This is a genomic window from Paranoxybacillus vitaminiphilus, from assembly GCF_003259935.1.
Taxonomy (GTDB): domain Bacteria; phylum Bacillota; class Bacilli; order Bacillales; family Anoxybacillaceae; genus Paranoxybacillus; species Paranoxybacillus vitaminiphilus.
Genome location: NZ_QLMH01000010.1, coordinates 24714 through 48845 on the forward strand (window position 1 = coordinate 24714; position 24132 = coordinate 48845).

Here is a 24132-nt window from a genome sequence, read left to right on the forward strand (position 1 = left end):
TTTAGTCCATCTCCCTTGCATGCAACAAAGCGATCGATACTAACTGACGAACATGGTCGTCCTTCAGCGAATAAAACACTAATTTTCCTTCTTTGCGGTATTTGGCTAGCCCCATGTTGCGCAGAAAACGTAAGTGGTGGGAAGCGGTGGCCGTTGTCGAACCGATAATGTTCGCTACATCACAGACGCATAGTTCCTCTTCCAGCGTCAATGCATAAGCAATTTTTAAGCGTGTCGCATCCGATAACGCTTTAAACAGCAGTTCGACCCCATCCACCTCGTCAATGCGCTGTTTTAATGCATTGACTTTTTGCTCATCAAAACAAAAGATTTCACATGTATCCCCTTGTTTTACCGTTTCTTTTGCCATCCTATCACCTTCAACATTCAAATATTCATTTTAATATTATTGTATATGTTTTTTCTTTTCATTGTCAATTATATATTCAAATGATTATTAGATTATTTTTTCCATTTATAGTGAATTTTCATGAATTTCTAATGCTATTCCTTATGCAAAAAGGGATATCTCAAGTTGTGAGACATCCCTTTTGCTATTAAAGATGCTTATTTTGCAAAATGTTTACGAATAAACTCAGGTGCGTACTGTTTATCGATTGGTTCAATTTTTATGTTAGAAGTTCCCTTATAATAAAACCCAATGATATACTCCGGTATTTCATCGTTAGAACCAACTTGCTGTAAACATTCCTCAAGCTGCTGGGAATTGTGAATACGCAATGCGTCTTGATGTTGAGCGGCTTGTTCGAAATTGATTTCTCCATATCGATTGCCTTCCGTGTTTTTTATAATAACGGCATGCGTGAAATCATCAGCCGTCTCTCTTGCTTTGGCAAACCCATTTTCCTTCAGCCATTCATCGAGGCGAGCGTACGATTTTTTCCAAGTAACGTTCATTCGTTCGTTATTGTCCCAAACTAATTCGATATCTCCCCACGGATAACGTTCATCAAATATTTGCTCCGCTGTTTCACTCTCTAATTCTGATCTCAAGATGGCAACGAACTCTTTCATCTGCTCTTTATTTGTGATATACGTCGTTGCCGTCCATCCGCTGTGCGGTTGAATCGTAATTTTATCAAGGCCTGATACATCTTGTTTCTTTAGCAATGGATAGTGAATTTGCTTATATTCTTTTGATTCAATAATCGGTTTATAGAAAGATTTATATTTTTCAAACGGAATGACATATGAGCGGACCATTTTGCTGCCGTCCTTTAACTCATAGCCAAATACAACCGGACGACTATTAAATGTTGTCTCCTTCACTAACTCTTTATCTTTAATGATTTGCTGATGAAGCAAATAAATGTTTTTCATATTTTCCTTTGTCGCAAAAAACGGTTTAGGAAAAGCATATCCAGAACGCTCGTTGTATGTAACAACCATTTTTTCCTCAGCAAGATAGTAAATCTCTTCGCTAAAATAAATTCGTTCAATTTCAGCTAGCGAAGGAAGGCGCTTTTCATATCCTATCATGTCAATCTTTAAAAAAATACCAATGACCAGCATACTAATCACAAAATATAGATATCCTTTCCATTTATGAAAGACGCGCCACGTTTTTTCTAAGATCATTTCCGCTACAAAATAACCGAGCGCTGAGGCTGTCGTATAACCAAACAAAACCCACGCGAAATGATTTTGTGTTTCGCCAAAATATAACCCGCCAACAAGCATAAAGCAAAACGCCGCTCCGTATTTAAAAATCGGGCGAAGCGAGCGAAAGGCAATGGCTTGGCCGGCTGCTTCGATATTACGCTTTTTATACCCCCATAAAGATAACGCAAAAAATACGACAATGAGGACAAGATAAGCAGCAATTTCTGTCCACGTTAACGGCCGATGTGCCAGTTCAAACGCACGAAACAGCGGGACAATTCTTTCAATATTTTGATTTAAATAATATTCCGCGGAAAAGCCGTATAAGAAATATTTTACATTCATTACTACTAATACGGTAATGCCGGCCGGAAATATGAGCATAATATAAAACAAAACTCCCTGCAGAACTGACATTCCCGTAACCATTCCGATAAACACACTGGCAAAGAAAACAAGCAATTCGATTAAAAATGTCGTCCCGATCCAGCGGGCAATTTTATAAACAGATAAAAAGTAGTCAAGGTCCAAAGCGCTTTGCAAGAATAACAGAATCGCTGCCGTTATGACAATCGGGAGGAATAATACGAGCAGTGAAAAACATAAGTGATAATAAAACAAGGATGGACGCCGAAACGGCAAACTATGAATATAATCAGCAGAGAGTTTGACATGCAAATAGCGAAAAATAAAAATCGCTAATAAAACAGGAATCGTAAACATAATCAACACTTGAAATTCTTGTGAAATGGAAAAGACATTTTTCCAATAAGTCTCATAATACGGCCGGCGCTCGTTTGTGTAAACCATTAAAATTTGCAAAGGCAAGGCAAAACATAAAACAAGAAGATGGACAAGCCCAATCCAGCCGACATTTCTCATATTTTGCACGAAGATTCCGCGATTAAACGATAATGTTTTCGATGGCATAACCGACATCCCCCATTTCATAAATAAAGATTTCTTCCAATGTAAGCGGCAGCAGATCAAAGATGGCAGGTTCGAATTTTTTCACATGTGATACAACATGTTCTTCCTTTCCGCGGACGATGCTTAAAAGAACGCTTCCACGCTGTTCTTTATATAAAACGTTTAATCCTTCCAAAAAGCGCAAAGGGACATTTCCTTTAAACGCAACTTGAATTTTATGAACGTCCGATTTCAAATCATCCAATGCTTTTTCAATGATGAGTTCACCTTTATGCATAATCCCAATCGAATCGCAAAGATCTTCAACTTCCCTTAGATTATGAGAAGAAATAACAACCGTCATTTCCCTTTCCGCCACATCTTGCACAAGCAAGTTTTTCACCTTTTGCCGCATCACCGCATCTAACCCATCGAGCGGCTCGTCTAAAACAAATACATCGGGCATCGCCGAAAATGCGAGCCAAAACGCCACCTGCCTCTGCATCCCTTTCGATAGACGATGGATTTTTTTATGAACGTCGATTTGGAATACTTCTTTTAGCTTTTGAAATCGTTCTTCATTCCAGGACGGATATATATGTTTATAAAAGTGTGCCATTTGTTGGATTGAAGTGTGCGGAAAAAAATATAAAGCATCCGGCATAAAAATGAGTTTTTTCTTCACGTTGACATTTTCAAAAACCGGCTCATCGTTGATGAGAATGTCACCGGCATCTTGTTTATAAATTCCCGCAATCAGTTTTAAAAGCGTCGTTTTTCCGGCACCGTTTGAACCAAGTAATCCGTAAATCGAACCTTTTTGTATATGAAGGTTAAGCCCTTTTATCACCTCTAAATCTTCAAACTCTTTGCGGACATTACTGATTTTGATCATCACTTGTCCCCCCTTTAACAGACTGTTCCGCGATTTCAATCAATGACAAAATGTCCTCTTTTTTCATTCCTAAATAGAGCGCCTCGGAAATGAGTTTAATTAAGTCATTTTTCATTTTTTCCACCTTTTCTTTGTTCATCGTTATCGCCTGCGGGGCAACAAAGCTCCCCTTCCCCGGAACGGAGTAAATATAACCTTGATGCTCAAGCTCACGATATGCCTTTTGAATCGTGTTTGGATTGATGGTTAATTCTTTTGCGAGCGCGCGGACAGATGGAAGCTGTTCATCCGCTTTCAATACTTCATGAATAATTAACTCTTTCAGCTTTTCCACCAACTGCTCATAAATCGGCTTACGGCTGCGAACGTCTAAGTCAAGCATCGTTTCCCTCCTTTTTATGGATATGAATACCTGTATGATCTGTATTAACTGTATTATTTTATTTGATACAGTTATAATTATATCGAATTTTACAAAAATTTCAATCGTGTTTTGTAATTTTAATGAATATACATAAAGTCGCTTTCAAAATTCTATAAAATTTATTTCACGATTTTCTCACATTTCTTGCTTACACTAATACATCATGAAACGGAAAAAGGATGAAATGCAATGAAAAACATGTGGTTCTCAACTTGTGTAATCGCATTAGGAACATGCCTATTTTTGCTCAATACTCCGACATATGCTGAAACATACAAAGTCGAAAAAGGAATGTCCATCCAACAAACGATCAACAAAGCGAAAGATGGATCAACGATTCTCGTTTCCCCAGGAATATATAAAGAAAATTTGACCATTACAAAAACATTAACGGTGATTGGAGAAAACGGAGCGGTTGTCGACGGAGGCAAACAAAAAAACGTTATTACAGTGACAGCTCCAAATGTCACGATTAAAGGTCTTACGATTCAACATAGCGGCAATATAGAAAATAATGCCGGGGTTTTTTTGGATCATACAACAAACAGTGTGATTGAAATGAATCGGATTAAAAACGTTAAATACGGAATTTATGTTGAGAAAGGCAAAGGCCATCAGATTCACAACAATCAAATTAGCAGTTTCCCCATTCATTTTTCTCGGCGCGGGAACGGAATCCATTTATTTTATACAGAAGATATCGCAATTAAAGATAATACTATTCAAAATATTCAAGACGGAATTTACTTTGATCATTCTAAGAAGCAGCACATTTCGAAAAATTCCATTACCCAATCCCGCTACGGAATGCACTTTATGTTTTCACAAGCGGCGGCCGTTGCTCAAAACCATTTAAGCAGTAATATGACCGGATTGATGGTAATGGAAAGCAGCGGTTTACAATTCAAAAATAATGAAGTGAAGAAACATCTTGACTACCGCGGCTATGGAGCGCTTATTTATCATTCAAGTTCGGTTGATGTTACAAACAATGAATTTATAAGCAACCATACCGGATTCGCATTAGAGGAGACAGAAAATGTTTCAATAAAAAATAACCTCATAGCAGGCAACTACATCGGAATACAAATGACGGGAAAAAACCAACATTCTGTCATAAGTGCTAACAATGTTGTTGGCAACTTAGTACAATTTCAGCCCGGACAAAATAGCGTGAAATTAGATGACGGACAATACGGCAACTACTGGGATGATTATTCTTCTTATGATTTAACAAATGACGGGATTGGGGAGATACCATATGAACCTTATACAATTTATAAAAATGTAAAAAGAGAAGTGACTTATTTGCCTTTCTTTTTTGAAAGCCCGGCGATGAAGCTATGGAGTGCGACTGAAAAAATATTGCCATCTATTCGCAAATCAGACAACATCGACCGTTTTCCAAAGATTACTCCATTTTCAGGGCAAAAAGTTGCAAACAACAATGATGGAAATAAAAATGTTTATGTCGTAATGATAAGCGTTCTTCTTTGTATAACCAGTTTCTTCATACTCCGCATAGGAAAGGTGACAACAAAATGAAGAAAGCGATATGGATGATTTCGCTATTGTTTTTAACTGCTTGCAGTCGCGAAGTATCAATCGAACCAGAAGAAATCAATCCTGATATTGATGTTTGCGTTGTATGCAACATGAGTATCACCGAAAAAAATTATGCGACAGAAATGATTATGAAAGATGGCGAAATTTATAAGTTTGATGACATTGGCTGCATGATGGAATATATGCATAAGCACGGCGAAGAGAAAGAGTCCATTGCCGCTAAATATGTGAGAGATGTGAACTCGGGTAAATGGATAAAATTAGAAGATGCCTATTATGCTTATCATAAAGAATTTTGGACACCAATGGCTTATGGAGTTGTAAGCTTTGCGAAGAAAGAAGATGCAGAAAAGTTTGTCGCTGAATAAGGCAAAGGAGAAGTTTTCGATTTTAATCAGCTTTTAAACCATAAATGGGGTTTTGAATGATGAAAGCATGGACGATTGCGAAACAGGAACTAAAAATAATAATGCGCAGCAAATGGATTGTGAGTTTTGCCCTTTTGTTTACATCATTAGCGTGCATTACCGTTTATTTTGGCAGCACGAATGACCAAAGCGGATTTTCCGGTTTTAATCGGATGACGGCCAGTTTGTTAAATTTGTCACTCTTTTTAATTCCCCTTCTAACCTTATTAACAGGAAGTATGTTTTTAGCCGGTGAGCGCGAAGATGGGAGATTTATGCTATTGTTAAGCGCTCCCATCTCCCCTTTTTCCATTATATTTGGAAAATATATTGGCATTTTACTAGCACTTCTATCCGTCATTTCTTTAGGATACGGAACGATAGGAATCATTGTCGCCGCATTGTTTCGACAAGCTTCAACACATTTATTTTTATTTTTCGCTTTTAGTCTATTATTAATGCTGATGTTTCTATCCGTTTCACTTGTCATCGGAATGATGTCAACAACCCGTTTTCAAGCTTTAGGATTAAGTTTACTTTCTTGGGCATTAAGTGTGTTGTTTTATGAATTTATTGTCATCGCGATTACTTCTTTTGTCCATAAAACAATGGTTTTACCGATTATCAGTACATCTGTCTTTTTGAATCCGGTAGAATTAGTGCGTGTTTGGACCATTATTTCCTTAAAAAGCGGTACGATTTTCGGTCCTAGTCTTTATGACTTTACGATATGGGCAGAAGGAGTTTACGGACAAATCATGTTTATTGCGGCAACGATTATATGGATGATTGTCCCGCTCTTTATCGCCTATCTATTGATGAAAAAAGGGGTTTAATAATTATGATCCATGTTCATGAATTAACGAAAATATTTAACAAATATAACCGAATCGAAAACATTTCATTTACCGTAAAAAAAGGGAAATGCTTCGCCCTTTGCGGTGAAAACGGCACAGGAAAAAGCACGATTATTAAAATGATAACTGGCATAATGAAACCAACGTCCGGGGAAGTTATTTTGAATGGCTGTAAAGTTGGCAAAGACAACGAATACAAAAAGCAGTTCTCATTTATGCCTGACCATCTTCTCTTTTCAAATATGCTGACAGGATATGAAGTACTGTTATTTTTTGCTGAATTGCGAAACATCGAAAAAGAAAAAGTGGATGAACTGTTGAAAGCGGTCGGATTGTATGAAGAGCGTCATAAAAAAATGAAATATTATTCAAAAGGGATGCAGCAACGGCTTGCTTTAGCACATGCACTGCTGCCGAACGCTCCTATTCTCATTTTAGATGAACCGACAAACGGACTTGATCCTTATTGGGTATACCGATTTAAAGAAATGATGATGGAGCAGAAACGAAATGGAACGACCATTTTATTTTCAACGCACATTTTATCCATTATTGAGGAAATCGCCGATCAAGCAGCATTTATTCATCGCGGTAACATGTTCGTTTGCGATTCGGTTGCCGACTTACGACAACAAAATAAATCGCTGGAACGTGTATTTTTTAACATGTTCACCGATTCATCTTCCACCTCTAAACAGAGTGCAGGTGGGAGAGGCTTATAATATCAACTTTTCTTCGGAAAGGAACCTTTTCTCCAATAGAAAAGAGAGGCAGCCCCTAAAGCAAAGTGTCAGATTTCATAACACAATATAATGAACGAGATATTGTGAAATGTACGTGACATCAAACACTTACGGGGCTGTCCTTTTTTAATTCATATGATTATTTCCATGAGTGTGGCCATCGTTACCATCCGCGTCTTGTTTCATTTTTTTCATGTTGTAACGCTCTAACGCCATTTTTTCGACTTGCTCCCAATTAGATAGAGCGGCATGAAGATTCGTGTTTTCCTTTACATAAGATTCTGCTTCCGTTTTATCTTTGAAGAAAGCAAAACCATACTTCATCGGTGTTTGAATATCGGCTTTAACAACCGTTGCCTCGTTCATTTCCACCCAATCGTACGTTTTGTAATCGCGTACATATTTCTTATTGTTTTTTACTTCCATATCACGTTCATAGTTTAACATACAGCCGATATCATCAAAAAACAATGTTTCCCCATCCGCTTTCACTAATTTAGCAGTAAACTTCCCCATCTCTTCTTCTTTCGTATATACTTTCATATTACAGAACGCACATACTGTGTTTTCATTTGGTTCCTCGTGCTGAACTGCCGTGCTGTCGTTTGCTTCTTTCGCTGCGGTTATTTCCCCTTTTCTGTCCGTTGATTGAGCCTCATCCTGTCCCCCGCAAGCTGTGAGAATCCCGATACTGCTGACACCAATAAGTGCTGCATACATGAATTTCTTCATGACTGACTCCCTCCGTTATAATTTTCCCACTATTACATTACCAACAACATGTGTGAAAAATATGAAGGAATTTTGATGAGATGATGAAGTTGCAAAAAAATAAGGCTGACCAATGTCAGTCCCTGCAACACAATATATAAGACACATGGGTAAATAAACGATATATTGTGTAATCATGATAGGCTGTCTCAAAAGCCCAGGGTCAGCCCCGGAACACAATATAATATATAGGACATCATGTCGGATAAATGAACGATATATTGTGAAACACGTGTGAGGTCAGCCCCTTATGAGACAGCCTCTTGCAATCAATACGATAATCACCATTATTTCCATACACTTTGTTTGTAATGGTTCTTTTGATTAATGATTTTATCTCTTAATTGATTAAGATAATGTATGACTTCCTCCGATATATGTTTCATCTGTTCGAGCAATTCTTCTGCTTTCTCTTTGTTTCCAGAGTTGACTGCCTGCACGGCTTTCATCGCCGTCTCATGCAGTTGCTTGTGCGGCTCTTCAAGTGCAATATATGCCGGATCGTTTCCAAAAAATGTTTTTCCTATACTATAATACCATTTGCCTAAACGGCAATCCCGGTAGGAAGCAACTTGTTCCTCAGACATTTTTTCAAAACCGAGGATTAAGTTGTATACCCGCCAGCGCCATAATAAATGGTCAGTAATTGCCAGCTGAACAATATCCTCCTGGCTGATTTTTATATTTTGTGATATAGAGGAGTTTCGATGCTGATCAATCATTTTGCTTAATTCGTATATCTCTCTTCCCGTATTTTCCGCAATGGTTACCCCCTCGGAAGTTAATTCGGCGATCGTCTGATTTTGCATCGAAATATCATCGGCCGTTGCGGCTTGTTCTTCAATGACCGTTGAGAACTCTTCTAAACGTTCCCCCAAATGATGGAATGCTTCTGTCAAAGATGATAAATGCTCCGATACATACTGAGCGTCTTCTACCCCTTGATGAAGTTTAGTTGTAGAGGAGTTCACCGTTTCCGTCATTTGTTTCGTGATGGAAGTTAGTTCACTCATATCTTGTTGGATGGACATAACAGAGGTTTTTGTATGATCGGCGAGCTTCCTTACTTCCTCAGCTACAATGGTGAATCCTTTTCCATGTTCCCCGGCGCGTGCTGCTTCAATGGAGGCGTTTAATGCAAGCAAGTTCGTCTGATCAGCAATCTCTTGAATAAATTTCATAATTTTTTCCGTGCTTTTTACTCGTTCCGTTAGTTGCTGTACATATGTATTCACTTGCTTTTGCTGCTCGTCAACCTCTTTCAAAAAATGAATGACATTTTCAAGCTTATGAATATGGTCAAATAATTTTGTAAGCTCTCCTTTCGATGTTTCAGACATTTCCACAATCGAAGATGCCAGTTCTTGTATTCCGGCGCTCAATTGATGCATGGCGGCACTGATGGAGGAGGTTGCTTCTTGCTGACGATGTTGAAAATGCAGCAGTGTTTTAATTTCGTCAATATTGGCGTTATATGAAATAATTTCCGCTAAATTCGTAATTAATGTTTTTGTTTCAAGTTCAATATATGTTTCCGTAATAATCTCCTGATCTAATTTCATCATGCTTTCATAAGCTAAAAGAGTATCTAAAAACACTTTTGGTTTTTTTGCAAGTTTTTTGTAAATAAAAGGAATAAACGTCTGATTCCAAACGCTAAAAGACGCTAAAATCCATTCAGGGGAAATTCCGTACCTCGCAAAAAGCTCAGCTGCCATCCGGCGTTTGAATACGTAATAAAGGTCTAGCTCGTCTTCAAACAAACTCATCAAATAGTGATGACAAGACTGTTTTATCTCTTCGGTCGATGCGTGTTTTAATATGCGATTACCAAGCATTTCATGTGGTAATATACGTTGCAAAAACGAATCAAGAATCTCATCTTTGTCATCTAAATAAATGTATTTTAACTTTTTTACCGTTTCTCTACGATCGGATGTAATTTTTAAAAATTCAATCTTTTCTTTTAAGCGTTCCGCCGTTTCAATATCGACATAGGATGAAGTAACATAACTGTAATTTTTTAATGCATTTATCCGCAACATCATAATTCCCCCCTTGTTTTCCCCTAACTCATATAGCAGTTATACAGATGATTCCTATTGCAACAGATGTATAAAATAGGAATTGTGTACTACTACATATATCATAACATAAAGAAAGCTACTATACAGCATTTTTGGACTAGGTTTAAACATTATAACTATCGTTAAACGAGACGCTTTTTTTCTTTTTGACTGATAAAATAAATACTGTAATGATGATACATATTCCCCCGATTGCTTGAAATATGCCAAACGAAACATTCAGAAATACAATCGAAGCGAGCACGGCAGATAACGGTTCAACACTCGATAGCAGGCTCGATTCAGTCGGCGATAAATGACGAATGCTCTCAACAAATAACCAGAAAGCCAATAGTGTACCAAAAAAGACGACAAATAAAATTAACAGCCATGTATCTATTCCCCATACAATGGTTGAAACAGTAGACGGGAAGGCAATAAAAGTCATACTGGCACCGCCAATCAGCATCCCCCATCCAACCACAACCATTGAATGCCACTTTTTTAAAAGCCAGGCCGATGAGAGGGTATAAAACGCTAAAGCAATACCTGATAATATCCCCCATACAATCGAGACAAGCGAGACTTTCAGCCCTGCTATTGAACCGTTCGTAATTAATAAAAACGTGCCGAGCAGTGCCAATAAAACAGCCAGCCAAACTTCTTTGGACGGCTTTGTCTGTTCTTTAAGCATCGTATAAAGAACAATATAAACGGGCGCTAAATATTGTAATAAAGTTGCAGTCGCAGCATTTCCCGCAGCGATGGAAGCAAAATACGTATACTGAACACCAAGCATGCCAACGATGCCAAAAACAAGTAAATGAATTCGATGTTTTTTATCCGCCCATATGGATTGCGGTTTTAATCCTTTCCATGCGCTCACGATCAACAAACCGATACCTGAAATCATCATTCTGACAACAACAAGCCATTCAGCGGTAATGTGTTTTTCTTGAAAGAGTACTTGAGCAGCCGTGCCCGACAATCCCCAAAGTGCAGCCCCGCTGATGACCATCATGAGCCCCTTGACCCGGTTGGGCATTTTATGTGCTAATTCCATTTCTGTATCCCTCTCTACTCTTATGTGATGATTTTTTCTGTAATTATGTAAATGTTTCTTTAAAATGCGGCTCAATTAATCGAAGCATTCCTTAACAATGCCTAATTTCCTCTAAAAGCAGAAGGCAAGGCAGACAGACTTTTTGCCTTCGTTTTTAGGCACTGTTATTGTTCCTTATTTATTATAACTATCAACGCTCCAGCTAAAATAAGCAGTCCGCCAATAAAAAAGCTTTCATTTAAATGTTCGTTTAATAATAGCCATCCCAAAAAGGAACCAACAAGCGGCTGAAAAAAGAAAAATAACGAACCAATTCCAGCGTCGATCATTTCCATCCCTTTATTCCAAAGGAAAAATGCACCGGCAGTGGAAACAATACCGAGATAAAGGATTCCTAGGATGACGTAAGAGTGATTAAGCATCATGTCAGTTGATTGAAGTTCCCAAATCATAAAAGGTGTGGTGAATAAGATAGCAAAAAAAATCGCGTACGTCGTAATGGTTAATATAGAAAAGCGGGAGGAGGCGGCTTTCACATATACAGACAATAATGCCCATGTAACCGCTGCCCCTAATAAAGCAATATTCCCCCAAAAAGATTTTCCTGCATTTCCATCGAAGCCAATGACAATAACTACTCCAATGGTTGCTAGCAGGAGAGCTGTTATTTTTCTTATTGTCAAAGTTTCTTTTAACACAAGTTTCGCGAATAAAACAATAAATGCCGGTGTAGCTGATGTAATTAATGCTCCCGTATGCGCATCGGACAATTTGGTTCCGATGAACTGCAACGATATGGAGACAAAATAACCGATAAAACCAATCCACCCTAACAAAAGCCAATCCTTTTTCCGAAAAGTCGTGTGCGCTTCATGTTTAAGATGATTGATTCTCAAAATCGCAAACAAAACAATAAAGGCAATCACATAACGAAGCCACACTAATGTAATGGGAGGAACGAAGTCTAGTACATATTTGCTGACAACATACATTCCGCCCCAAATGCTGGCTGCCAGAGATAAACAGAAAGCGCCGAAAAATGTATTTCTCATTCAAATAACCCTCCGTCTTCACAGGGAATTAAGACAAGGCGGGGTTATTTAGATGCTCCCCCGTCTTAAAAGCAAACAGCAGGTCGATATTTTTCTAATAAATAGAAATAAATTCTCATCGTTCCCACCCTTTTTCTATATCATTCCATTTTGTTTCATTGTATCAAATGATCGTCAAATACACATTACTATTTTTGAATATTATTCCATGTATGTTGTGAAAAAGAATAGGCGTTGCTGTTTTTGGAAAAAATAGCAGCATAGTTAGTAATTCACCCAAAGAAAGGTGTCTGCTGTGAATTATCATTCGTTAAGTGCCGTACAACTGGCTTGCGTATTTATGTTATCAATCGGGCTAATGAATCATGTCATTGTGATCCCGTTGCTGTTACAAGCAGCCAGTCGTGATGCATGGATTTCGGCAATCATCACCCTTGTTGCATTGCCATTATGGCTTCCGCTTTTGTACTTTGTCATGAAGCAATCCAAGCAAACGAATTTATTCTTATGGTTAAAAACTGAATTTAACAGTGCCATTGCCTATTTTGTCGCTATTCTTGGAAGTCTATTATTACTTGTTATAGGCTATGTTACGCTTAATGACACAGTTACGTTTACTACTACTACCTACTTAACATATACACCCGATTGGGCCGTATTGCTAACCATTATAGCGATATGCTTTTATAACGCCTATTATGGTATACCATCGATCGCAAAGACAGCGGTCATTATTTTACCGTTTGTCGTTATTTTTGGGATTTTAGTGATGATCGCAACTACACCGCATAAAGATTATTCATTGTTAAAGCCAATGATGGAGAATGGCTTTACTCCCGTTTTAAAAGGGATAATCTACGCCGCTGCCGGATATGTTGAAATTTTTATTATTTTATTCATGCAACATCATCTTCAAGCACGTTTTTCGTTTAAAGCACTTTTCATCATTAGCTTTCTTGCCGCAAGCTTAACCATTGGTCCAACGATTGGTGCAATTATTGAATTTGGACCGAAACATGCAACGGATTTACGTTACCCGGCCTTTGAGCAATGGCAATTAATCAAATTAGGAACGTACATTGAATATCTTGATTTTCTTTCTATTTATCAGTGGATGTCTGGAGCGTTTATCCGCATTTCCTTAGTTACTGCGCTTATACCAGAACTGTTTCATGTAACGGATAAACAAGCACGATTATGGATTCTGATTGTGATTTATATCACCATTTTTTTATTATCATTGATTCCAATCAGCGACGACCAATTTTTAGATTTGCTATATAGGTTTGTTCTACCGCTTTCGCTACTATTCATTTTATCTCTCTCTTTGTTCATTGGGGTATTGTCATTCATTTCATATTTAAAAAAGAGGAGAGCTTAACCATGCCAATTCCTTCAAGAGCACCACAAATCAGAAATAATAAAAATGATCATAGCGGACAGGAAACGCTCATCATTTCCGAGCAAACGTTGCGCGATCATTTTTCTTATTGTAAAGATGTCGCAATCCTTACCTCGACGATTCAACCGGCAAAAACGGCAAACGGTACACTTACTTTAGTGTTCGTCTATTGTGAGGAGCTGTGTGACACCCAGCTGATGAAACAGGTCATCTTCCCAATGTTTCGCGAAATGTGCCGCGACTATCCTTGCCAGTCGGTTGAGGAAATAGAAACGAACAAACTGATGCCTATGGAACTGCTCGGAAAAGAAGTGCTGATTGATGATCTGAACTATCTTCTCTTTAACGGCGATTTATTAGTCTACTTTCAAGAAGCGGATGTTTTATACTCCCTAACGCTTGCCAATCCGCCGAACCGCAATCCGGAAGAGCCGAACACGGAAGTGTCCATCCGCGGTCCAAAAGACGGTTTTATTGAGGAAATTTCGAAAAACGTAGCGCTCATCCGCAAGCGGATTAAATCTCATAAGCTCTTTTATGAACAATTTATCGTCGGAACGAGAAGTCAAACAAAAGTGGGCTTAATGTACATCGATGACATCGCAAATCGCGACATGATTAATGAAGTTAAAAAAAGAATTTTAAATATAAATATTGATTCCATGACGAGTACCAATCAGTTAGAAGAGCTTATTGGCGACAGACAGTTCTCACTCTTTCCATTATTTCAATACACAGGACGCCCAGATTTTGCAGCGAATTGTTTATTAAACGGAAGATTTATCCTGTTAATAGACGGTGCTCCTACCGTCATTATCGGTCCAGGAAACTTATTGTTTTTACTAAATACGTCCGAAGATAATGTTACATCACCTGTCTTCGTCATTTTTCAGAGACTCCTTCGCTTAATGGGAATTTCCGTGTCTATTTATTTACCCGGATTTTGGGTTTCCTTATTATCGTTTCATGAAGATCAAGTACCATTCACTCTCTTAGCAACCATTGTACTTTCAAGGCAGGGAGTACCGCTGCCTGTTCCACTAGAAATGTTTATCATGGTGGGGTTGTTCGAAATCTTTAAAGAAGCGGGCATGCGTTTGCCGCTAGCGATCGGGCAAACGTTATCGGTTGTCGGCGGATTGATTATTGGGCAATCGGCTGTCAACGCTGGCTTATCCACACCGGGAAGCCTTGTTGTTGCGGCCATTTCCGTGATTGCGACGTTTACATTAGTCAATCAAAACTTGTCGGGAGTCGTGACATTGCTTCGTTTTATTGTCTTAGCCGCTTCTACTGTACTAGGGTTATTTGGGTTTATCGCTTCTTTATTTTTACTTTTAACATATATAGCCAATTTAACCATATTTGGAATTCCTTATCTTACTCCGCTCTCTCCTCCAACCATGGATATTTTCAAACCGTTAATCCCGAATGGCTGGAAAATATTTAGAAAGAGAGCAGGGTTGGTAAAACCGCAGGACGATACACCAAAGGGGGAAACGAATTGAAGTTGAAAACCGTCTTTCCCTTTATCATCTCTATATTCTTGTTGACAGGGTGCTGGGGAGCACAAAATATTGATCATCTTGCTTATATTGATGCCATAGGTGTTGATTATAAGGATGATCAGTTTATCGTTTATGTGCAGCTCATGAGCTTCACCGGATTAGCAAAAGTCGAGACGGGAGGTACCCAAGAAAAAGCCACCGTTGCCATTGGAAGAGCCATAGGCGAAACGTTTAATATGGCAACCGACCAGTTGTATTCTTCTATTCAACGAATGGTATCATGGGGACATGTGAAAAGTGTAGTGTTTACAAAAAGAGCGCTTAAGAAGGTGGTTATTCAAGACGTCTTAGATGTTATAGCCCGATATAACGAAATTAAGCCTTCCATATGGGTTTATGCGACAGATGAGCCATTAAAAAAACTTTTTGGAACAACGCCATTTTTGCATACAACTCCATACTATTCTTTATTAACACATCCGGAAGAAATTTTTAACCAAAGTTCATTTATTCGGTCGATTCGCTTAAATCGCTTTATCGCTGATATGAATGAAGATTCAAAAACTGTACGGCTCCCTTATCTCAGCATTACTAAGCGTAATTGGGAGGAAGATAAAAAAGAAAAACCGATGTTAAATTTACAAGGAATTTGCTTCGTTGACCGTTATGAACTTCAAAAATGTATCGATCGCTCTAAGTTGCTAGGAATTAGGTGGTTTGAAAAAGATATAAGCAGAACTCCCATTTACGTAAAAAAAGGAAACAAAGTAGTTGCATCTATCTCCGTTCTTAATCCAAAGTCAAAAATTTTCTACAAAATGAAAGATAATATTCCAGTGTTTCACATTGAGGTATCCAGTAAAGGAAGTGTGATTGAGCTACAGGAAAAATTAACAGAAAAAGAATTAATCCGCTTAGCAGAAAAAACAGTGGAAGATGAAATAAGAAGCCTCTACAAGTTAGGGATAAAATACGATATTGATATCTTTAACCTCTCTGAAGCAATGTATCGCAAAAAGCCAGAAGATTGGAAGAAGTTTGCCGAAAACGGCAAGATTCCATTAACAGACGAAATTTTAAAAAATATTAAAGTAAAAATTTCCATTGACACATCTGGAAAACAGAAATTTAAATCGTAGCTGACCGATATCGTCTAAATGTTTGCTTCGTCTGTTTACATGAACACTGTCGAAAGACGAGGCCTTAAAACAAGCGCACAAATACGCTCGGCAACCATCTTGATTGCCGAGCGTTTTCTGTCACAACATTATGAATACATGTTGTGTACTAAGAAAAACTCCTTACTAAATGATCGTTTTGTCCGCAAGCCAACGGTTCGAGCGAGACGGCTGAGTCATGCTTCTTCGGTTTATGGTCCAGACGCCGTTCATTTTTTTCGCTTCATTAACGTTGGCTTTCTCTTGTTTTCCAACCGTGTATCCTTGTTAATGATATCCAAAAAATGAAAGGAAATGATGTAGAAAAGAAGCTCTCATTCATTACTTTAAAATATGCTTAGGGAATATGTTTTTGATAATAACTCCAGAAGTTTAATGCCTGTAACACTATTCCCTTTTTCATCTAATGCCGGTCCAAAAATGCCGATACCAAACCGTCCGGGAACAGCCCCTAAAATTCCGCCAGAAACACCGCTTTTAGCCGGTATACCAATCTTGATCGCAAATTCTCCAGATGCATTATACATTCCGCAAGTGACCATAAACGTTTTACAAATCCTGGCGATGTGAAGCGGCATCATTCGATCGCCTGTCAGCGGGTCTAACCCATCCATCGCAAAAACAAGCCCGATTCTTGCTAAATCTAAACATGTCATTTCAATTGCACATTGTTTTGTATACAAATCCATCAATTCTTCAACATCTTCGTCAATAATTCCGTGTTGTTTTAAAAAATAACACAATGACCGATTTAAAAAGGCTGTTTCAAACTCCGACTGAGCTACTTCTTTTGAATAGCTAATGGTCGGATTTCCTGCTAGGCGACGTATAAACGTTAATAATTTATTTAAACGTTCAATTGTTGAATGGCCGTCAATCATATGAGTTACTGCCAATGCACCAGCGTTAATCATCGGATTTAATGGTTTTACCGGTGCGGTTTCTTCAAGCTTAGCAATTGAATTGAATGGGTCTCCCGTCGGTTCCATCCCCACTTTTTGGAAAACAACTTTTTCACCATATTCCATTAAAACAAGGGCTAAACTGATAATTTTCGAAATGCTTTGCAGCGTGACTTTTCGTTTGCTGTCACCGGCGCAAACGACAGTACCATCCGGATAATAAATAGCAACAGATAAATCATTTGGATCCGCTTTTCCAAGCGCAGGGATGTAACCGGCTACTTTCCCGAATTTCGCATAGTCTTTCGCTTCATCTACAAATCGTTGCAATTCTTCAGCTGATTTGCACATCATGTTCAATCACCCTATAGTAGTATTCCCAAGCGTTCTCCTCCTATCACACGAAAAAAGAAGGCGGATATTACTCCGCCTCGACTGCTTCAAAATAATCTTTGTAAAATCCGCCTACTTTTCCTGTATTATCGATAATGAAATAAAAATCTTCTGTTTCGTTTTTCACTTCGTATGTTTTTCCAGGTGTTAAAACATGATTCACTATGTACTTTTCCGCATTTGTATGAACACATTTTACTTTTTTAATCGTTGGACGTTCCAGCCAAGTATGATGAATCATCATCTCTCTCTCCTTTTGAAGCGTAGTATGATATTATTATTTTACCTGAAAAACTTGTGAAATTCCGCTAAAAAACTAAATTTTTTGCTTGCGGCTTAAAAAATGTTTATGAAAACTAGCCTAATTTTCTATTGGCACACCTATAGTTATTTTACCTGTGGTGCTAGATAAAAAAAATAGCCCTTGTGCATGGAGAATTCCTTTAAAATGAAAGTGCCACCTAACATTTGATACGTGCTCACCACCCGATATTTAATCTTATATCCAACAAGATTGGCTTCCGGGATGCCATTTTAAAACCTTCTTGATCGCTTCTTTTTCATTCCATGCATACGTGTTACCACCGATTTTCCTTCCATTTAGATAGTCTCATACGTCATACAATTTTTGTTTCTTGTATGCCACGCCTATACATTATTGGCTGTCAAAGATTCTAAAAAACTATAAATTTGAGTCATTGTTATTCACCTTTTGTGGTATAATTATCCAAAAATACTTTGGAGGTCTAACATGGATACTGCTGAAAGCTTTTTTGCGTTATTTGCTTTTATTCCGTTTATTATTTATCTTGTTCTGATGGTCTTTTTTGTGTGGTTCGCAGTAAGTTTAATAAAAACACTAAAAGAGAAAAACCAAATTCTAAAAGAGATTGCTAGAAACTTGGAGAATAGGAGCAGGGAAGAAATATAAAATTTCTTCCTTCCAGCTTGTCGACTTTGTCGACAAGCTGTTTTATTATGAAGGCAGGATGAAGGAGAATGGAAGGAAAGAACAATGCTTCGACCGCTCCAAGAAGAAAATAGACGCTATACCGAAACCACGGTGAAACAAAAGTAAGCAAGGCGAGTGTTTGCTTATTCGTGTGAGCGTAACAGGTAGATTTTACAGCCTTACGCGACGGCAGCGAACGTTCACGACAATCAAGCGTTTTTTGAACTGTTCAAACGAGTGAAACAGGAAATCAAACCATATCCGGAAGCCGTGTGTGGTATGAGGCTGGGAGAATTACTCGCGTTGAAACGGAAGATGTATTCTATTCAATGAAGTAATAATTGATTTAACATGTCACCGAGAAGGAGGCATAGCAGTCAAAAAGAACAGAAGAAGCACATTGGATGAAGAATCCGTCCCTATTATCGTACACAAACTGACTAGTCTGGCTCAAAAGCAAAGTGTCAGACCTCACAGCTATAATATAATCAATATAAAACACGATATATTATGGATTGCGTGCGAGATCAGACACTTATATGGGTCAGACCCGTTTTACCATTTGCCCATTACACCTCTACCGCTTTTCCTTCTTCGACAATGTGATACATAAGGTGAGCTAAGTGATGAATTGGACCGTATTCCTCTTCTTCCTCATCTGCTTCCTCGCTAAATTCCAAGTCGTTTAAATAAAGTGCAGCGAATTCGTAAAAATCTTTTAGCTCAAAAGAATAGCATCCGCTTGGATCTTCGTTGTCATCTTCATAATGAAGAACAAGATAGGATTCGGCACCATTCACATCTTCCGCATCAAAAAATATAAAAAAGCCAATGTTTGTGTCCAAATCAAACAAATGCCTCGTTCCGCCTTCAGTTGCCTTATGATAATCATCCTCATTTAACTTCTGAACGGTTATGCTTTCCATTTGATCTTCGCTATGAAAATCAACTGTAAATGATTTCATCGTTATCACCCCCTAATTATGTATATTTCTATCATGAACAATTTTGCGAAAATTAAACAAATAAATTATTGGTAATTTACTTCAACTTGTAAAAATAAAAAAGCCGGATTTTATTCAAGAATCCGGCTTTTTTATTTTATGATTCGATATGCCGCGATTGCCGTTTTCGAATGGAGTTTTCGAACCACACTCCACCAAGTGGGTGTTCGCAGGAATATTCCTGTCGTCCTCATCCATGTCTAAAAAGAGGCATGACATTCCTATTCCGATATAGAACTCCCTATTTACAGTCAACGGTTGAAACTTCATTCATTAACGCACAACGCAGCGGGCAAGTATTATCATATACCTTTTTTACTATTTATTCAAGAGAAAAATGTCGTTATTTATTCTTATTGTCTTCTTTCGATATTTCCGGATTGTCGATGACTGCATCTACTGTCCCTTCAACATAAGCATCGCTTACTTGTTCATGGGTCACCGCGAGACCAGACGATAAAACAGAATGGCTCTTATAGTCAGATGGATCATAATGCTTTCCGGCAACCTTTAAGTTTTCATGATTATTTTTCATTTTACTATTCATTCCTACACTCCTCCTTAATGGAACGTTATGATTAATTTGAGTTAAAATTCGTCTTTTTATGAACGAATTAAGACAATAAAAGAAAGCGATGTTGAAAAACACCGCTTTCTTAACCAATGAATATGCGTTTCATTTTACATGTTCATCGATCGGTTGTCGCTTGCACGCCTCCGATTGTATACCTTTCAGCAACTTCAACTGCCGTCCATATTCTTCTTAAACTCTACAAAGTATTGTAACGCCTTCGGATTTAATAATGAACCTAGGTTTACCGCTTTATCGACAGGCGTTCCCATTAATATTTTCTTAATTGGTATTTCCAACTTCTTGCCGTTCAGCGTTTTTGGCAGTTCTTCAACGCGAAAAATGTCATTTGGAACATAACGCGGTGAACAGTTTTCACGGATCGCTTGTTTTATACGTGTTTTTAATTCATCAGAAAGTTGTGCACCTTCTTTTAAAACGACGAATAACGGCATATATGATTGTTCACTTGTTATAGGGAGGTCCACTACTAAACTATCGACCACTTCTGGAATGCTTTCAAGGGCATTGTATATTTCGCTCGTTCCCATTCTAATTCCGCCGCGATTAATCGTCGCATCTGAACGTCCATATATAATACAGCTTCCTCTTGACGTCATTTTAATAAAGTCACCATGCCGCCAAATTCCAGGATATACATCAAAATAACTCTCTTTGTACCGTCTTCCATTTTCATCGTTCCAAAAATAGATGGGCATCGATGGCATTGGTTCTGTAATGACGAGTTCACCGATCTCATCAATGATTTCTTCTCCTTGATCATTATACGCTTTAACAGAAGCTCCCAGCGCACATGCCTGTAATTCACCTGCATGAACAGGCAATAACGGTGTTCCGCCAACAAATGCTGTACATAAGTCGGTTCCACCGCTCGTAGAAAACAGCCATACGTCTTCTTTTACATTTTCATACACCCATTCAAACCCACTCGGAGGAAGCGGCGAACCCGTTGAACCGATACTTTTTAAATGAGAGAGGTCGAAATGTTCTTTCGGTTTTACTTCCGCTTTCATACACGCCGTTAAAAAACTTGCACTCGTTCCGAACACGGTCATTTTCGTTGACTCTGCAAATTTCCATAATACATTATAATTTGGATGTCCTGGATTTCCGTCATATAATAAAATCGTTGATCCCGTTAACAACCCGCTAACAACAACATTCCACATCATCCATCCAGTCGTTGTATACCAGAAAAAGCGGTCGCCTTTTTTTAAATCCATTTGGAGGCTCAGAAGCTTTAAATGTTCAAGTAAAATACCGCCTTGGCTATGAACAATCGCTTTTGGCTTGCCAGTTGTTCCAGATGAATATAAAATCCAAAGAGGATGATCAAAAGGAACAGGCTCAAATGTTAATGTAGCTCCCTTATATTTCGTTATAAGATCATTCCACAATGCAGCATTTTTTAATTCATCTACATTAGGGTGTTCATGTAAGTAAGGAATAATAATCGTTTTCTGTAATGACGGAAGCTCTTCTTGGATCATTTTCACTAACTCTAGCCGCTCATAATCCTTGCCGCCGTAGCGGTATCCATCAACAGCAAACAATACTTTCGGTTCAATTTGTTTAAAACGGTCAACAACACTCATGATTCCGAATTCCGGTGCGCAGCTTGACCAAATGGCGCCAATGCTTGCACACGCCAAAAATGCCGTCAATGTTTCGTGAATGTTGGAAGCATACGCTACGATACGATCGCCGCGTTTGACCCCCAACGACTTTAAATATTCGGCAACGGCAGCCGTATTCTTTCTCAGCTCATCCCAGGTTACATTCCCTTGAGGGCGTATCTCCGTTTCATATATAACGGCAATCTCTTCTGAAAGGTCGTGCCGGAATATATGCTCGGCATAGTTTAAGGTTGCTCCTGAAAACCACCGCGCCCCCGGCATTTTTCTTTCCTCTAGAACCTCATCATAAGGTGTTTTCGCTTGGATATGAAAGAAATCCCATAGTGACGCCCAAAATCCTTCCAGATCTGATACAGACCATTCCCATAATTGGTGGTATGTTTGAAAGGATAGTCCCCGCGTTTCTTCCAACCATGTCATGAATTGTTTCACATTGGACTTTTCTTGCAATTGTGGCGAAGGCTCCCACAATAACTTTCCTTCCACCTTTTCTAAAGCCATTCCTACTCCCCCATATGATGATCATTAAGACTTAAGATCACCTTGATAAATGTTGCTTTTCCATACTGATCACTCATCTACTTTAGATTCATTGTATCAGTATGGAAAAGGTTTAAAGGTTTATTGTAAGTTTCTTGAAGTTTTTGCATTAAACAGGATATACACCGTGTTTCCGTTCAGAAAATGTCGTATATTTAGACATGTATGCACTAAACCGTTTAATTAGTTCATCACGAAGCGCATTTGGGGCAATAATACCGTCAATGACCATTTCTGAAGCGAGCCGGTAAATATCGATGTCTTTTCGGTACTCTTCCCGCTTTTGTTCAATAAATGCCGCTCTCTCCTCTTCCGGCAGCTCAGCAATTTTATTGGCATACACTGCATTCACTGCTGCTTCCGGACCCATGACAGCAATTTGTGCATGTGGAAACGCTAAACAGCAATCAGGTTCAAATGCTGGACCGGCCATCGCGTAAAGACCGGCACCATATGCTTTGCGGACAATCACGGAAATTTTTGGAACAGTTGCTTCTGACATAGCAGAGATCATTTTTGCCCCGTGACGGATGATTCCCGCGCGCTCAACTTTTGTCCCAATCATAAAGCCTGGAATATCCGCTAAGAACAAAAGCGGAATATTGAACGCATCGCAAAGAGTGATAAACTTTGCCGCTTTATCTGCCGAATCATGAAACAGCACTCCGCCTTTCATACGCGGCTGGTTGGCAATAATGCCAATCGGCTGTCCATTTAAACGGGCAAGGCCGGTAATGAGTTCAGGGGCAAACAGCTTCTTAATTTCACAGAAAGAATCTTCGTCGATCAATCGCTCAATCAGATCATACATATTAAACGGCGCATTTTGATTTAGCGGAATAATCTCTTCAATTGTTTTTTCGAAAGATTTCGGCAATTTTGGTTCTGCTACCGGCGGTTTTTCACTATAGTTAGCTGGGAAGTACGATAAATATTTTCGCGCAAAAGCAATCGCTTCTTCTTCTGTCTTAACAAGAACATCGCCGCAGCCGGAAACGGTACAATGCATGCGCGCACCGCCCATTTCTTCAAGCGTTACTTTTTCGCCAATGACCATTTCCGCCATCCTTGGGGAACCAAGGTACATCGATGCGTTCCCTTCGACCATGATAACGATGTCGCAAAATGCCGGAATATAGGCGCCGCCTGCTGCCGATGGACCGAATAACAGACAAATTTGCGGCACTTTTCCGGAAAGTTTTACTTGATTATAGAAGATGCGGCCTGCACCGCGGCGGCCAGGGAACATCTCAATTTGATCGGTAATTCTTGCACCGGCAGAGTCCACTAAATAAAGAATCGGACAACGCAGTTTTTCCGCCGTCTCTTGAATGCGGATAATTTTTTCAACCGTTCTTGCTCCCCAAGAACCTGCTTTTACCGTTGAATCATTTGCCATCACACAAACGGTTTGTCCGTTCATTTTGCCGACTCCTGTGACAACTCCGTCTGCAGGCAAACCATCAGCTAAACAGTTCGCAAAAAACGCATCCTCGAACTCAAGTCCATCGTCAAATAATAGTTTTAAACGGTCGCGAACAAACAATTTCCCTTGTTCCGCATTTTTTTGATGATATTTCGCCGCTCCGCCTTGTTTGATTTTCTTGATTTGCTCTTCCAATTTTTCTGTCAATGTTTGTTTGATTAC

At 38.8% G+C, this 24132-nt stretch carries 22 protein-coding genes and 1 other RNA gene; 8 read left to right on the forward strand and 15 right to left on the reverse strand.

Features of this window, described 5'->3' with window-relative positions:
* Position 1: 1 nt before the first annotated feature.
* From B0I26_RS11805 to B0I26_RS11820, 4 genes are all read right to left on the reverse strand, one after another.
* Positions 2-370, reverse strand: a complete 369-nt coding sequence (locus B0I26_RS11805) for an ArsR/SmtB family transcription factor (RefSeq protein ID WP_111645637.1) — start codon at positions 368-370, stop codon at positions 2-4.
* A 197-nt stretch (positions 371-567) separates the two neighbouring features.
* The gene (locus B0I26_RS11810) at positions 568-2553 is read right to left on the reverse strand and encodes a DUF6449 domain-containing protein (protein WP_111645638.1); all 1986 of its coding nucleotides are present in this window, start codon (positions 2551-2553) and stop codon (positions 568-570) included.
* Complete coding sequence (locus tag B0I26_RS11815; RefSeq protein ID WP_111645639.1) at positions 2528-3427, reverse strand: ABC transporter ATP-binding protein; 900 nt, start codon at positions 3425-3427, stop codon at positions 2528-2530. The genes B0I26_RS11810 and B0I26_RS11815 overlap by 26 nt, the downstream gene beginning before the upstream one ends.
* Positions 3411-3809, reverse strand: coding sequence for a GntR family transcriptional regulator (locus tag B0I26_RS11820; RefSeq protein ID WP_111645640.1), 399 nt, complete (start codon positions 3807-3809; stop codon positions 3411-3413). Before B0I26_RS11820 ends, B0I26_RS11815 begins: the two co-directional genes overlap by 17 nt.
* Positions 3810-4040: 231 nt before the next feature.
* On the opposite strand from B0I26_RS11820, the gene nosD reads away from it, so the two are divergent.
* From nosD to B0I26_RS11840, 4 genes are read left to right on the forward strand one after another with little or no spacing between them, the layout of a single operon-like run.
* A complete protein-coding gene (nosD, locus tag B0I26_RS11825) occupies positions 4041-5396 on the forward strand; it encodes a nitrous oxide reductase family maturation protein NosD (RefSeq protein ID WP_111645641.1) in 1356 nt (451 codons plus the stop codon).
* On the forward strand, positions 5393-5785 hold the full coding sequence (locus B0I26_RS11830; RefSeq protein ID WP_111645642.1) for a nitrous oxide reductase accessory protein NosL: 393 nt from the start codon (positions 5393-5395) through the stop codon (positions 5783-5785). Before nosD ends, B0I26_RS11830 begins: the two co-directional genes overlap by 4 nt.
* A 56-nt stretch (positions 5786-5841) precedes the next feature.
* A complete protein-coding gene (locus B0I26_RS11835; protein WP_245934773.1) occupies positions 5842-6660 on the forward strand; it encodes an ABC transporter permease in 819 nt (272 codons plus the stop codon).
* Positions 6661-6665: 5 nt separating this feature from the next.
* Positions 6666-7403 carry an ABC transporter ATP-binding protein gene (locus tag B0I26_RS11840; protein WP_111645644.1) on the forward strand — a complete coding sequence of 246 codons (738 nt, stop codon included), beginning with the start codon at positions 6666-6668 and terminating at the stop codon, positions 7401-7403.
* Between the two features lie 147 nt (positions 7404-7550).
* Here the strand turns inward: B0I26_RS11840 and B0I26_RS11845 are convergent, their stop codons facing one another.
* The 4 genes from B0I26_RS11845 to B0I26_RS11860 form a co-directional block, all read right to left on the reverse strand.
* Positions 7551-8156 (reverse strand): nitrous oxide reductase accessory protein NosL, encoded by a 606-nt coding sequence (locus tag B0I26_RS11845; RefSeq protein ID WP_111645645.1) that lies wholly within the window; start codon positions 8154-8156, stop codon positions 7551-7553.
* Between the two features lie 326 nt (positions 8157-8482).
* Positions 8483-10243, reverse strand: coding sequence for a methyl-accepting chemotaxis protein (locus tag B0I26_RS11850; RefSeq protein ID WP_111645646.1), 1761 nt, complete (start codon positions 10241-10243; stop codon positions 8483-8485).
* Between the two features lie 142 nt (positions 10244-10385).
* Positions 10386-11324, reverse strand: coding sequence for a DMT family transporter (locus B0I26_RS11855; RefSeq protein WP_245934774.1), 939 nt, complete (start codon positions 11322-11324; stop codon positions 10386-10388).
* 164 nt (positions 11325-11488) lie between these two features.
* Positions 11489-12376 carry a DMT family transporter gene (locus B0I26_RS11860; RefSeq protein ID WP_111645647.1) on the reverse strand — a complete coding sequence of 296 codons (888 nt, stop codon included), beginning with the start codon at positions 12374-12376 and terminating at the stop codon, positions 11489-11491.
* Positions 12377-12671: 295 nt separating this feature from the next.
* Here B0I26_RS11860 and B0I26_RS11865 point away from each other — a divergent pair, with 295 nt between their 5' ends.
* Genes B0I26_RS11865 through B0I26_RS11875 form a run of 3 tightly spaced genes read left to right on the forward strand, consistent with a single transcriptional unit; the run spans position 12672 to position 16425 of the window.
* On the forward strand, positions 12672-13757 hold the full coding sequence (locus B0I26_RS11865; RefSeq protein ID WP_111645648.1) for an endospore germination permease: 1086 nt from the start codon (positions 12672-12674) through the stop codon (positions 13755-13757).
* 2 nt (positions 13758-13759) lie between these two features.
* Positions 13760-15286, forward strand: a complete 1527-nt coding sequence (locus B0I26_RS11870) for a spore germination protein (RefSeq protein WP_111645649.1) — start codon at positions 13760-13762, stop codon at positions 15284-15286.
* Complete coding sequence (locus B0I26_RS11875; protein ID WP_111645650.1) at positions 15283-16425, forward strand: Ger(x)C family spore germination protein; 1143 nt, start codon at positions 15283-15285, stop codon at positions 16423-16425. The genes B0I26_RS11870 and B0I26_RS11875 overlap by 4 nt, the downstream gene beginning before the upstream one ends.
* Positions 16426-16790: 365 nt before the next feature.
* Here B0I26_RS11875 and glsA read toward each other — a convergent pair whose 3' ends face one another.
* Positions 16791-17720: a glutaminase A gene (gene glsA / locus B0I26_RS11880; protein ID WP_111645651.1), complete on the reverse strand. Its 930-nt coding sequence runs from the start codon at positions 17718-17720 to the stop codon at positions 16791-16793.
* A gap of 67 nt (positions 17721-17787) precedes the next feature.
* Positions 17788-18000: a DUF6501 family protein gene (locus B0I26_RS11885; RefSeq protein ID WP_111645652.1), complete on the reverse strand. Its 213-nt coding sequence runs from the start codon at positions 17998-18000 to the stop codon at positions 17788-17790.
* Positions 18001-18510: 510 nt separating this feature from the next.
* Between B0I26_RS11885 and B0I26_RS11890 the strand changes: the two genes are divergently transcribed.
* The gene (locus tag B0I26_RS11890) at positions 18511-18690 is read left to right on the forward strand and encodes a hypothetical protein (RefSeq protein WP_111645653.1); all 180 of its coding nucleotides are present in this window, start codon (positions 18511-18513) and stop codon (positions 18688-18690) included.
* Between the two features lie 590 nt (positions 18691-19280).
* Here the strand turns inward: B0I26_RS11890 and B0I26_RS11895 are convergent.
* The 5 genes from B0I26_RS11895 to B0I26_RS11915 form a co-directional block, all read right to left on the reverse strand.
* Positions 19281-19676, reverse strand: coding sequence for a cytosolic protein (locus tag B0I26_RS11895; protein ID WP_111645654.1), 396 nt, complete (start codon positions 19674-19676; stop codon positions 19281-19283).
* A gap of 144 nt (positions 19677-19820) precedes the next feature.
* Positions 19821-20010, reverse strand: a non-coding RNA gene (gene ssrS, locus B0I26_RS11900) — 6S RNA.
* A 48-nt stretch (positions 20011-20058) separates the two neighbouring features.
* Positions 20059-20262, reverse strand: a complete 204-nt coding sequence (locus B0I26_RS11905) for a YozQ family protein (protein ID WP_245934775.1) — start codon at positions 20260-20262, stop codon at positions 20059-20061.
* 194 nt (positions 20263-20456) lie between these two features.
* A complete protein-coding gene (locus B0I26_RS11910; RefSeq protein ID WP_111645655.1) occupies positions 20457-22445 on the reverse strand; it encodes an acetoacetate--CoA ligase in 1989 nt (662 codons plus the stop codon).
* 148 nt (positions 22446-22593) lie between these two features.
* Positions 22594-24129: an acyl-CoA carboxylase subunit beta gene (locus B0I26_RS11915; protein WP_409991432.1), complete on the reverse strand. Its 1536-nt coding sequence runs from the start codon at positions 24127-24129 to the stop codon at positions 22594-22596.
* Positions 24130-24132 lie beyond the last annotated feature (3 nt).